This window comes from Bartonella sp. W8167, from assembly GCF_016100335.1.
Taxonomy (GTDB): domain Bacteria; phylum Pseudomonadota; class Alphaproteobacteria; order Rhizobiales; family Rhizobiaceae; genus Bartonella; species Bartonella apis.
Genome location: NZ_JACFSQ010000003.1, coordinates 61390 through 73266 on the forward strand (window position 1 = coordinate 61390; position 11877 = coordinate 73266).

The following is an 11877-nucleotide window of genomic DNA, read 5'->3' on the forward strand; positions in this document are numbered from 1 at the left end:
CTACTTTGTTTCCGGCAAAGCGTAGCCATATTTTTTGATAATGGTTGCTGCTTCCGGACCTTTGAGGAAGCTCACAAAAGCCTTTGCCGCTTCATTATTTTCACCGGTTTTCAAAAGCACGGCATCCTGACGGATCGGGTTATAGTCGTTTTGTGGAACAATCCATTTCGAGCCGCCTTTTTCATTGATAATCTGAGAAAGTGCAACAAAACCGATTTCGGCATTTCCGGTTTTGACAAACTGGTAGGCTTGCGAAATGTTTTGCCCTTCGACAAGTTTGTCCTTGATTTTATCGTGAACTTTGAGCGCATCCATTGTCTCGACAGCCGCCTTGCCATAAGGAGCCGCATCGGGATTGCAGAAGGAAATGTGGGTGATTTTGCTATCCGTCAAAGTTTCAGGACCCTTTACAAGGTCATCTTTTGCACTCCACAACACCAATGTGCCGATTGCATAGGTAAACTCTGTTCCCTTGACACCATAGCCTTCTTCAACGGCCTTGGTCGGCCTTTCGGTATCGGCTGCAAGAAATACCTCGAAAGGAGCACCATTCTTTATCTGTGTATAGAAATTACCGGTGGCACCAAATGAAAGTGTTGCCGTGTGTCCGGTCTTTTCTTTGAATTGTTCGGCAATTTCCTTGACGGGTTCGGTAAAATTGGCAGCCACTGCAACAACGGTTTCACCGGCATGGGCAAAGGTTACACTTGCCAGCAACAGACCGACCGATAAAGCGAGTTTGGATTTCATTGCCTTCTCCTAACATGTTGCAATTATGATGTTTTCAGCCTTGATAAGTGCAAGAACAGGTTGATTGGTCATAAGTCCTTTAAGTGTGGGGTCGTCCGGTCTCATCGTTGCGACGAGTGTTTTGTCTTCACCAATTTCAACGTTAAGCTCGACGCTTTTTTTGCCGACAGTGATTGATTGTAAAATTCCCGGAATCCGGTTTTGTTCAGAAAAATTGTCCTTGTCTTCAAAAGGAACGACCCTGACAAAAGGTGCTTTGATAAGAGCCGCGACCTCACGCCCCTTGACAAGTCCAAGCCGCTCGACACTTTTTTCGGTAATCTCGGCTTTGATGTGGATTTTATCGGAAATACCGATGGTCACAAATGCGGCTGGTACTGCACTTTCGATGGATAAAATGTGACCTGATAAAACATTACGCGCCGAGGTTCTCATCATGAAACCTTGTAAAAGCCCTGTCGGACTCAAACCTATTTCCGACAAATTAACGGAAGCTTGCTTCATCATTGTGGCAAGTCCGGTTTCAAGATGGTGAAAGGTTTCGATGAGCTTTAGCGCTTCCGGTGTCAGTGTGGCACCACCACCATTTTTTCCGCCGATGTTCTTTTTCAAAAGCGGTTTTGCAACGAGATTTTGCATGGCGCTAATGCCATCCCATGCTGCCTTGTAGCTAAGTCCGACAGAACGGGCGGCGGCAGAAATCGAACCTTCACGGCCGACCGCCTCAAGAAGCTTGATGCGCTCGCGCCCGACCGAGCCGATATGATCTTCTGTGAAAGATAAGGTTGCTTTGACCGACATAGATACACCAATCTGCTATATAGTTTACCTATATAACGATTATGACGAAAGCAAGGTTTCTGAACCAATTTTTCTAAAGCCGGTTTTTGGTGGTTTTTCCGGAGCTTTGTCTAGATATTATTTTAATAGCCGCGTATCCGGTTGACTGTGGGCGGCAAGTTTCCGGTTTTTCGCCAATGAGCTATATTTTTTGCTACAATTTTTGCAGCACTTTCTTTGTTCGTTGGTGCCGAAATATGGGGAAGTACGGTTATATTTTCATTCTGCCATAAGGGCGAATCGGGCGGCAAAGGTTCCTGGTCGAAAACGTCAAGAACAGCATGATCGAGCTCATGTTTATTAAGAGCGTCAACAAGAGCATCTGTATCAATAACAGGCCCTCTGGAAAAATTGATAAGGCTTGCTCCTTTTTTCATATGGGCAAATTCGTTTTTTCCGAGAAGCCCCGTTGTTTCATTGGTGAGCGGTATAAGGAGAACGACAATATCGCTTGTTTCAATCAGTCGTATAAAACCGGCTTTTCCACTCGAACATGTGACATTATCGAGTGTCTTTTGGCTTTTTGACCAACCATTTACCTGAAATCCGGTAAGTCTAAGCAATTTTGCCGCAGCTCTTCCCAATTGACCTAAACCAAGAAGGCCGATTTTCCATTGTGATGCAGGCTTATAGCTATGTGCTTGCCAGAGCCGTTCCTGTTGCTGGCGATGATAGCGCGGCATATCGCGGGTTAAATAAAGTGTCCATGCAAGAACAGCTTCGGCCATGGCTTCGGTCAAAGCGGGGTCAACGAGCCGGACAATCGGTGGCGCGTTTTCGGGTAATTCCTTCACCATCCGTTCGACACCTGCCCACAGGCTTTGTATCCATTTCAGATTTGTCAGTTTTTTCAATTGGTCGGTATCAGGGTTTGCAACAATGGCAAGTTCGATTGCGCCATAATCTTCCGGTTTCAAATCGTTGAAATCTACAATCTTTTCATCGCCCAAATTTTCGGACAGGATTTTTAACCAACTATCTCTATCGGTTTGTGCGCTACGGCTGACAAAAGCAATCGGTTCTGCCATCGGTTATTTTCCTTATGAAAAAGCGGCACGAAATGATTGGCCGCGACATCTCGGCTATTGCTGCCCGGTCAAATCTGCCTTAAGTTCAGCCAAAATTCCATAGTGATTTTTAAACGCGGAAAATGATCGTCCGGAAAGAGTTGAAGGCTTCCGGTTTCTAAAATCGGAATATCCGGATTCTCTCCGGCATGATAAATGTTTTTCGCTGGTGAATGATGTTGAAGAGGTAAAAATACAATGACACGCACCGTTTATGTCAACGGCGATTGGTTTGATGAAACAAATGCCCGGATTTCAATTTTTGACAGGTCTGTCATGTTTGCCGATTCCGTTTATGAAGTCACCTCTTTTCTTGACGGAAAGTTTCTCGACTTTGACGGACATATCAAAAGGCTTAAAAATTCTCTGAAAGCGCTGGAGATAGAATTCAACGTGGATAGAGATGAATTTCTCGATATTCATCGCGAGCTTATCAAGCGAAACGGTCTTGATAACGGCACTGTCTATCTTCAGGTTTCGCGTGGCGCGGGGGATCGTAATTTTGTTTATGACAATAGCGAATTGAAGCCCTGCCTTTTCATGTTCACCCAGACAGGCATTGTCAAAAATCTTCAAAAAATGCCGCAGTTGAAAATGATATCGGTGAAAGAGGGCCGCTGGTGCCGCCGCGACATCAAGACGACGCAGCTTCTTTATTCGTCTCTGACCAAGACTCACGCCCATGCCGAAGGCGTTGACGATGCTGTCTATGTCGAGGATGGCTATCTGACCGAAGCAACCTCGTCCAATTTCTTTATTGTCGATCGTCAGGGAACACTCATAACCCGTCAGTTGGATCACTCCATTTTGCCCGGTATTACCCGCGGTACCATTCTCGAACTTGCCCGCAAAAACGGCATTAACGTCGAAGAACGGCTTTTTACATTGGAAGAAACCTATGCCGCCAGTGAAGCGCTGATCACCTCGACCACCAATTTTGCAGCTCCTGTTTTGAGCGTTGACGGGCGTAAAATTGGCGATGGTAAGCCCGGAAAAGTAACATTGCGCTTACGTGAGCTTTATATCGAACACGTCAAACGCAGTTAGAGCTTTTGTTTAATATCGGAAATTAGTTCTGGCGCCTTGATTGAACAGCAAGCGCCAGAAGTGCCTGCCGGATAATCGGTTCGGCAAGAGCTGTATTTTCTCTGCTTTCAAGAACGGCTTTTTGTAGCCGCTCCATCGCTTCCGCAATCCGCTTCAATGTCCAACGGGTAAGTGCCTGTTCCATAACTTTTTGTCGGCGAAAGAAAATAGGCGGACGCGCTGAAGCAATAGCGGAAGAGGGCGTTTTCCCCTCGACTTCCACTTGCTGGCGTAAAATTTGCAATTGTTGGAATTGTCTCTGGGCAGCGCTTAATATCAAAAAAAGCGCATTGCCGGTTGCAACCTGACGGTCGAAACGGTTGTTAAAGCCGACAAGATCACCAATGAGCACAGCATCGATAATTTCATCGTAAGTGAGGCCGCTTACATCACTGACGGCAGCTTTTACATCATCAAGTGTAATCTCGTCCTTGCCCATTGCATAAAGGCAAAGCTTGTCCAATTCACTACGCGAGATAAGCCGGTCTCCCCCCAGACTTTCTTTGAGCCATTTTCTTGCTTCAAGCGAAATAGCAAGGTGATATTCACCGAGAACCTGATCAATCAGCCCTTCAAGCGAGCGTGCATCGTCGGCATAACAGGGAAGCGCCATGGCTGACGCTGCCGTTTCCACAGCGGAGCGTAAGCCCGCACCTTTTTTAAGGTCTCCGGCTTCTATCATCAGATAAACATTTTCAAGGCCGGTTTTTGCAAGTTTTTTGACGACTTCGGTGAGATTTCGTCCATTGCCGGCGTTTTTTATCGAGATGAGCCGTTTTCCGCCAAACAGCGAGACCGTATGGGCTTCGTCAAGAAGGCGCGTAGGGTCGCGTTCAAGATCGGCCGCTTCAAGCCTGATATTGGAAAACGGGTCATCAAGTTTGACGCCGGTGAGCTTGGCAAATTTCGACGCCCGTTCGGAAACGAGCCCCTTATCGGGACCGTAAATCAGAACAATGGGGTATTGCGCTTGTAAACGTGAAAGGAAACCGTCGACCTCATGTGCTTTTTTCTGCGCCATGTTAATCCATCAGCAGCTTGTCATCGTCGAGCGCTTCACCTCTGACCTTCTGGAACATGCCGACAAGGTCGCTCACATCAAGACCTTTGCGTTCTTCTTCGTGCACATCAAGTATCACCTTTCCACCATGCAGCATAAAAGTACGATCACCATAATCAAGTGCCTGCCGCATAGAATGGGTAACCATCAAAGTGGTCAGATTGTTTTCCTTGATGACTTTTTCAGTCAGTTTCATAACAAATTCGGCCATTCCCGGATCAAGTGCGGCCGTATGTTCGTCAAGCAGCAAAACATCGGCATCCGAAAGAGTGGCCATAATCAAAGCCAAAGCCTGACGTTGCCCGCCCGAAAGACTGTCCATCCGGTTCTGGATGCGGTCTTCAAGTCCAAGACCGAGAGCGGCAATGCGTGCGCGGAATATTTCGCGATTTTCTTTTGTCAAAGCCGATCGCAACCCACGCCTTTTTCCACGACGGGCGGCAAGGGCGAGATTTTCTTCAATAGTGAGTGACCCGCAACTTCCTGCTAGCGGATCCTGAAAAACCCGTGCGATCATACCCGCCCGTTCGGCAGTCGATTTTCTTGAAACATCAATATTGTTGATAATCACTTTGCCTTCATTGGGCAAGATATCTCCGGCGAGAACGCCAAGCATGGTCGATTTGCCAGCACCGTTGGAACCGATAATGGTTACAAAACTGCCACGCTCTATTTTTAGGTTGAGATCGATAAGCGCCTGTTTTTCCAGTGGTGTTCCGGCTTTGAATGTAACGCCGATGTGTTGCAGTTCAATCATGCTTTTTTGCCCCCAGATAATGCGGCAAAACAAGAGTCAATACCACAATCAAAGCGGTAATAAGCTGCAAGTCTGTCGATGTATCAATGCCAAGACTGCTGCCTTCAAATGCAAATTGCACAGCAACACGATAGAGGACAGAACCGACAATGCAGCTTATGATAATCAGTAAAAGATTTCGGGTTCTGAACAATGTCTCGCCGATAATAACGGCAGCAAGCCCGAACACAATGGTTCCGGCACCTCCCGTAATATCGGTTGCAATAGCGGTCTGGATATAAAGCGACCCGCCAAGAGCAACGAGACCATTTGATAATCCCATACCGGCATAGATAAGAAGCGCGGTTTTGATTCCCTGAGCTTTCGCCATATGTTGATTCGTTCCGGTTGCCCGCATGGCAAGGCCGATTTCACTTTCCAGAAAACGCCAGACAAGAAAAGCAACAATGATGACGAGAATACCGACGAAAAGCGGGCGGATAATCATATCCGGCAATCCGAACAGATTATAAAACGGTGTGAGTGCGGTATCTGCCAAACCAAGATTGACATTAGATACCCCCATAATCCCCATGATGCGAAGATTGATGGTGTAGAGCGCCGACATCGTCAAAATGGATGCAAGGAGGTTCAGAATGCCGAATTTCAAATTTAAAAGAGCGGTAACAAGTCCGGCAATCATTCCTGCAATCAAAGCCGAAAACATGGCAAACCACGGATTGAAACCGCACAATATCATGACACCGCAGACGGTCGAGCCTAACAGAAACGAACCGTCCACCGTCAAATCCGGAAAATCGAGAATCCTGAACGATAAATAGACTCCGATAGCGACAAACGCATAAACAAGCCCGAGCTCGACAGCACCGGTAAAGGCAAACATACTCATGAGGCAATAGCCCCGCTTGCAATTATGTCAGTATCGAAAAATTCCACCGTCAGGATACCTTACTTGTTGATAATTTTTGCCGCCCGATCAAGGACCGGTTGGGGGATCGTAATTCCCATTTTTTCCGCAGCTTGAAGGTCAATCGCCACATTTTTCCCTTCCGGTGTGACAACATCTATGTCACCGGGTTTTTCACCTTTTAAAATACGAACAACGAGTTTACCGGTCTCGAGCCCCGAATCATAATAATCGATTCCCTGGGCTGCAAAGGCACCATGCCCGATCGAACTCGGATCAGCCGTAAAAAGCGGTGTTTTTGATTCGGCTGCTACTTTCGTTGCACCTTCAAGCACCGAGATAATTGTATTGTCTGTCGGCACATAAATCATATCCACCTTGCCAATAAGGGCGCGGGTTGCTGCCTGTACGTCGGATGATTTCGGTGCAGCCGAGGGGATAATTTCGATGCCGTCTTTTTCTGCAAGCTTTTTCAAAACATTCAAGGTCGAAACCGAATTTGCCTCGGCAGCATTATAAAGGTAGCCGAGTTTTTTCAGATCAGGTTTGATTTCTTTCAAGAGTTTTATGTGTTCTTCAACCGGCGAGCGGTCGGATACGCCGGTAATGTTTCCACCGGGTTTCTTCATATCCGGTACGAGCTTTGCTTCAACAGGGTCTGAAACAGCCGAAAAAACAATCGGTATGTTTTTGGTTGCTGCAAGCATGGTTTGTGCCGAAGGCGTTGCAATGGAAACAATCACATCCGGCTTGTCTCCGACAAATTGGCGGGCAATCTGGGTTGCTGTGGAAATGTTTCCTTGCGCTGATTGGAAGTTGAGAACGAGATTCTCGCCATTCTTGTAACCCTCTTGTGTAAGGACATCCTCTACGCCTTTGCGCACGGCATCCAAAGCCGGATGGGCAACAATCTGTGTAATATCGACTTTCACTTTATCGGCTGCAAAAGAAAAATTTCCCAATGCCAGAATTGCTGCGGCTGCCAGAACCAAACGACGCATAATCACTTCTCCCTCTAAAACCTCTTAAAAGCTTTATTGGAGCCATAGCCGGAAATCAATATTTTCAACGATTTTTAAAGCATGAAAAACGAATATTGAAAGAATTTTATTTTTTATGTTGCAATCGTCGCAAGGTTGGGTCATATAGGCACGACCGAAGCGAAGCGCTTCCGGTTTGTGAGCGGGTGTAGCTCAGGGGTAGAGCACAACCTTGCCAAGGTTGGGGTCGTGGGTTCGAATCCCATCGCCCGCTCCAATTTTCCCGAAATTTGAATATAAAGATATTTTGCGTGCACGGGGCCTTGCCACAAGCTTGAAGAGCCCATTTCAATATGCGCGCTTTCGTGTTTTATCCAAGACAGCGTTTATCGAGATTTTCCGGCTTCCGCTTTAAAGCGTCAGATTGAAGCGGAAATTCGTCAGTCGACGAATCTTCATGGAAAATTTCATGCGAAACCGATCTAAAATGCTTTCCGATTCGATTGACATTGAAAAGACGTTTTATTTCTTGCTTGAATGAGAAATTTTGAAAACGAAATCGTTTTCGTAAAAGATGTAATTTCTCTGAAAAACCTGTTTGCGAATTTCACCCCCCCCTTTTCGAATTTTTTGTTAAGTGAAAGACCGTAAAACGACTTGTCAATCAATAATCAAGTCTGACAGTCCGATTTTTTCATAATAAACGAACTGTGTCGAACGATTAAAACTGTCGAAGAACACATGTTTTGTCTGACAGATCGCTTCTCTCCTCGAGACATTTGCAACTATCAAAACAACCTATTATTGAACTTTCGAGTGTGATTGCTATGTAGAAGGCAGTTATTTTCAAAGAATGAATTTTGCCGAAATAGCTTTGGCAGGTTGCAAAACAGGAACAATATGTAATGACAAAAAAGATAACCCAATTTTCAGGCGTTAATGCTCTTATGATGGGAGTTTTTGATGGTTTATTTCCGATATCGGAAATTAAAAAACATGGAAATTTCGGTTTGGGATGTTCGGAAGGTTTGACCGGAGAAGCTATTATTGATTGTTGTCATTTTTGGGATGCCAAAGGTAACAGACCATTACGAATAATGGATGACACTGAAAGAATGCCATTCGCGCAAATTACGACATTTGCCCCCGAGGCGAGTTTTGCAATTTCACACGTTTCGAAAGCGACATTATATGATGAACTTTCGAAACATCTGAAATTCGATAATGTGTTTCTTGCAATAAAATTGGAAGGCAAATTCGATCATTTGAAGGTGCGGAGACCGAGGGAGCTTGATCAACATTTTAAAAACGCAATGGAAGTGGCCGAACACCAAATCGTTGAAGATATCAAAGACATTGAAGGAGAACTTATCGGGTTCTGGACACCGGAATTTTTCCAGAATGTTTCGGTTGCCGGATTTCATGTTCATTTTGTTGACAAAAACCGGACAACGGGTGGCCATGTGATCGATTTTTCGATTGATAAAGGTACGTTGTCTTATGAAACCAAATACGGTTTGGATATCGAACTATCCGATAAAAAAGCCTATCTCGATCATGATTTGAAAGTTGCCGATATGGACAAAATCATCAAGCAATTCGAAAATTGAGGCGTGTGCCATTCGTTTTATCAGAACGGTTGGAAAGCCTTAAATTTTGCCATGTGTTTTTATATCGGGTGAGTAAGTTGTAAGATATTTACTTACCTGAATTTTTATCACTGCTTGTCCCCTCTATTCACAATAATCTCCTGCCTTTTATGTCTACAGTCATGGCATGCCGATTTTCATCAATATTTGAAGCCGCTACAGGTTATTATCGACCCCCATGTTTGTTTGTTGGCTTCACTTGCAAAATTTCACATTTGCGCGGGCACGATGATCAGCTTCGCATTTTGCCTATTCCCATCAAATGCTACACAAATCTGGACAATAGGTTCCATTTCGTTTAAGCCGCAATGACTACCGGGGAGAACAGAAAATGGATGCTGGCAACGTTAATCTTCTCAAATTTTTGGAAGATGCCCGCCAATTTATTATTCCGATTTATCAACGCAAATATTCGTGGACATCAACACAATGCGAACAATTGTGGCATGATATTTTGCGCGCCGGTAAAGCAAATGACAATGCAGGACATTTTCTTGGAACAGTTGTCTATATCGCCAATAATGATGCTCATAATGCGCCATTGCTTGTGATTGATGGTCAACAGAGAATAACCACTTTGACATTACTTTTATTGGCACTTGCGAAAACTGTCGGAACAACCGAACCTTATGACGGTTTTTCGGCTCGTAAAATATTCAATTACTACCTTGTCAATGAATATGAGGATGGAGATCGGCATAACCGCCTTCTTTTAACAGAAACCGACCGCGATACATTGTTGGCGCTTGTTAATAACACGCCTTTGCCGGCAGAGGGTTCGGAACGTATTTTGGAAAACTACCATTATTTCCAAGCGAAACTTGCTAGACTTGATGAACAGAACTTAGAGCTTCTGTGTCGGGGAATTGCAAAACTTCTTATTGTTTATGTGGCCCTTGCCAGAGGGCAAGATAATCCGCAGCTCATTTTTGAAAGTATGAATTCGACAGGTCTGCAACTGACGCAGGCAGACCTTATCCGGAATTTCTTTCTTATGGGATTGGAGCCGGACCAGCAGACGCGGCTTTATCGTGCCTATTGGCAACCGATGGAAAAGCTTTTCGGGCAAGAGGCTTACGACACAGAATTCAACAGTTTTATGCGGCATTATCTCACCGTCAAAACCGGTTCGATTCCGCGGCTTGATGAGGTTTATGCCGGCTTCAAGCAGTTTGCACGCACCGATGATATCAAAACAATCGAGAAGATTGTTGATGATATGTTGCGCTTTGCCCGCTATTATTGCGCAATGGCTCTTGAAGGGGAAAATGATAAAGAGCTGGCACAAGCTTTTTTTGATTTGAGCGAACTTAAAGTTGACGTCGCATATCCTTTTTTGCTGCCAGTTTACAACGATTACGCTAATGACATCCTTGGAAAAAGTGATTTTCTCGAAATTATTCGTCTGGTGGAAGCCTACGTGTTCCGAAGGGCGATTTGTTCGATTCCGACCAATTCGCTGAATAAAACCTTTGCAACGCTTTATCGTGATATTGATAAAAGTGACTATCTGGAAAGCGTGAAAGCGGCCTTCAGCCTGATGACATCATATAGACGTTTTCCGACAAATGAAGAGTTCAGAGAAAATTTCCAGCACCGTGATCTTTATCATTTCCGCAGTCGGTCTTACTGGTTGCGCCGGTTTGAAAACTTTGGTCGTAAAGAACGGGTCGCCGTTAATGAATATACAATCGAACATATTATGCCGCAATCAACGCCATTGCCGAAGGATTGGCAAAAAATGCTTGGGGAAGATTGGCGACGTATTCAGGAAACATGGTTGCATACGGCCGGTAATCTGACACTAACAGGATATAATTCCGAATATGGTAACCGGTCATTTGAAGACAAACGCACGATGCGAGGCGGATTTGCCGAAAGCCCGCTCCATCTCAATAAAGGGCTGGGTGAACTTCCCGAATGGACAGAAAAAACAATCATAGCGCGGGCGAAAAATTTGGCCGATCAGGCGGTCAATATCTGGTGTGCACCGGATATATCCGAAGAATCGCTTGAACGTTTCAAACCGGAAAAACCGGTTTTGAAATCATATACAATTGCCGATCATCCGCTTTTACAAAATGGCATTACACGGGAATTGTTTGAGGCCTTCCGCAAAGAGATACTCAATCTTGATGACAATGTGCGAGAGGAATTCTTGAAGCACTATATCGCCTATAAAGCAGAAACGAATTTTGTTGATGTTTCGCCGCGATCAAAACAGTTAATTTTGAACCTCAATATCGAGCTAAACGAGCTTGATGACCCACGTGGTCTTTGCCGTGATATTTCACAGATTGGTCATTTTGGAACCGGTTTTGTCGAAGCCAAATTCAGGTCGCTGGATCAGCTTCCTTATATGGTTGGCCTTGCCCGTCAGGCGCTTGAAAAACAATTGGGCGACGATGGTTGAATTTGAGCGGGTTTGTTAGCTCCATGTGCTTTGCGCTAGATCAAACACAATATTTTCTCGGAAAATTAAGAATATGACTTCAAGCCAACAATAGCGTCAAGCATTGCATCGCGAGATCTATCAAATCGCCAATGATGTGCGTGGTTCGGTTGATGGTTGGAATTTCAAGCTATATGTGCTGTGCACATCGTTTTATTGTTTTATGAGTGAGAATTTTTGCGATTACGTCCAAATGGCTATAAACGTTTCAATTACGCGAGAATTGCTGATAACGACATTCCTATCGCTATGAGATTCCACTGTTTTTCGTTTCAAACTTGGATAATGTGGCGGGAAATATCATATTCTTGCCAGTTTTACTCGAAGTG

At 44.9% G+C, this 11877-nt stretch carries 10 protein-coding genes and 1 tRNA gene; 4 read left to right on the forward strand and 7 right to left on the reverse strand.

Features of this window, described 5'->3' with window-relative positions; all coding sequences use genetic code 11:
* From modA to H3V12_RS08970, 3 genes are all read right to left on the reverse strand, one after another.
* Positions 1–750, reverse strand: coding sequence for a molybdate ABC transporter substrate-binding protein (modA, locus tag H3V12_RS08960; protein ID WP_198214403.1), 750 nt, complete (start codon positions 748–750; stop codon positions 1–3).
* Between the two features lie 9 nt (positions 751–759).
* Entirely contained in the window at positions 760–1551 is a 792-nt protein-coding gene (locus tag H3V12_RS08965) for a TOBE domain-containing protein (protein WP_198214404.1), read from the reverse strand.
* A gap of 122 nt (positions 1552–1673) precedes the next feature.
* Positions 1674–2618 (reverse strand): glyoxylate/hydroxypyruvate reductase A, encoded by a 945-nt coding sequence (locus tag H3V12_RS08970; protein ID WP_198214405.1) that lies wholly within the window; start codon positions 2616–2618, stop codon positions 1674–1676.
* A 237-nt stretch (positions 2619–2855) separates the two neighbouring features.
* On the opposite strand from H3V12_RS08970, the gene H3V12_RS08975 reads away from it, so the two are divergent.
* On the forward strand, positions 2856–3704 hold the full coding sequence (locus tag H3V12_RS08975; protein WP_198214406.1) for a D-amino-acid transaminase: 849 nt from the start codon (positions 2856–2858) through the stop codon (positions 3702–3704).
* Positions 3705–3726: 22 nt separating this feature from the next.
* On the opposite strand, the gene holA is transcribed toward H3V12_RS08975, so the two are convergent.
* The 4 genes from holA to H3V12_RS08995 are packed head-to-tail and all read right to left on the reverse strand — an operon-like array spanning position 3727 to position 7468.
* Positions 3727–4764: a DNA polymerase III subunit delta gene (gene holA / locus H3V12_RS08980; protein ID WP_198214407.1), complete on the reverse strand. Its 1038-nt coding sequence runs from the start codon at positions 4762–4764 to the stop codon at positions 3727–3729.
* A 1-nt stretch (position 4765) separates the two neighbouring features.
* Positions 4766–5560: an ABC transporter ATP-binding protein gene (locus H3V12_RS08985; RefSeq protein WP_075869455.1), complete on the reverse strand. Its 795-nt coding sequence runs from the start codon at positions 5558–5560 to the stop codon at positions 4766–4768.
* Positions 5553–6449 (reverse strand): ABC transporter permease, encoded by an 897-nt coding sequence (locus H3V12_RS08990; RefSeq protein WP_198214408.1) that lies wholly within the window; start codon positions 6447–6449, stop codon positions 5553–5555. The genes H3V12_RS08985 and H3V12_RS08990 overlap by 8 nt, the downstream gene beginning before the upstream one ends.
* A gap of 59 nt (positions 6450–6508) precedes the next feature.
* Complete coding sequence (locus H3V12_RS08995; RefSeq protein ID WP_198214409.1) at positions 6509–7468, reverse strand: ABC transporter substrate-binding protein; 960 nt, start codon at positions 7466–7468, stop codon at positions 6509–6511.
* A 181-nt stretch (positions 7469–7649) separates the two neighbouring features.
* Here H3V12_RS08995 and H3V12_RS09000 point away from each other — a divergent pair.
* From H3V12_RS09000 to H3V12_RS09010, 3 genes are all read left to right on the forward strand, one after another.
* Positions 7650–7724, forward strand: a tRNA-Gly gene (locus H3V12_RS09000).
* Between the two features lie 628 nt (positions 7725–8352).
* The gene (locus H3V12_RS09005; RefSeq protein WP_198214410.1) at positions 8353–9057 is read left to right on the forward strand and encodes an acetolactate decarboxylase; all 705 of its coding nucleotides are present in this window, start codon (positions 8353–8355) and stop codon (positions 9055–9057) included.
* A gap of 370 nt (positions 9058–9427) precedes the next feature.
* Positions 9428–11509 carry a DUF262 and DUF1524 domain-containing protein gene (locus H3V12_RS09010; protein WP_198214411.1) on the forward strand — a complete coding sequence of 694 codons (2082 nt, stop codon included), beginning with the start codon at positions 9428–9430 and terminating at the stop codon, positions 11507–11509.
* Positions 11510–11877: the final 368 nt, after the last annotated feature.

Coding starts and splice junctions, on each gene's coding strand:
- modA (WP_198214403.1), bottom strand. CDS start 750: ATGAAATCCAAACTCGCTTTATCGGTCGGTCTGTTGCTGGCAAGTGTA.
- H3V12_RS08965 (WP_198214404.1), bottom strand. CDS start 1,551: ATGTCGGTCAAAGCAACCTTATCTTTCACAGAAGATCATATCGGCTCG.
- H3V12_RS08970 (WP_198214405.1), bottom strand. CDS start 2,618: ATGGCAGAACCGATTGCTTTTGTCAGCCGTAGCGCACAAACCGATAGA.
- H3V12_RS08975 (WP_198214406.1), top strand. CDS start 2,856: ATGACACGCACCGTTTATGTCAACGGCGATTGGTTTGATGAAACAAAT.
- holA (WP_198214407.1), bottom strand. CDS start 4,764: ATGGCGCAGAAAAAAGCACATGAGGTCGACGGTTTCCTTTCACGTTTA.
- H3V12_RS08985 (WP_075869455.1), bottom strand. CDS start 5,560: ATGATTGAACTGCAACACATCGGCGTTACATTCAAAGCCGGAACACCA.
- H3V12_RS08990 (WP_198214408.1), bottom strand. CDS start 6,449: ATGAGTATGTTTGCCTTTACCGGTGCTGTCGAGCTCGGGCTTGTTTAT.
- H3V12_RS08995 (WP_198214409.1), bottom strand. CDS start 7,468: ATGCGTCGTTTGGTTCTGGCAGCCGCAGCAATTCTGGCATTGGGAAAT.
- H3V12_RS09005 (WP_198214410.1), top strand. CDS start 8,353: ATGACAAAAAAGATAACCCAATTTTCAGGCGTTAATGCTCTTATGATG.
- H3V12_RS09010 (WP_198214411.1), top strand. CDS start 9,428: ATGGATGCTGGCAACGTTAATCTTCTCAAATTTTTGGAAGATGCCCGC.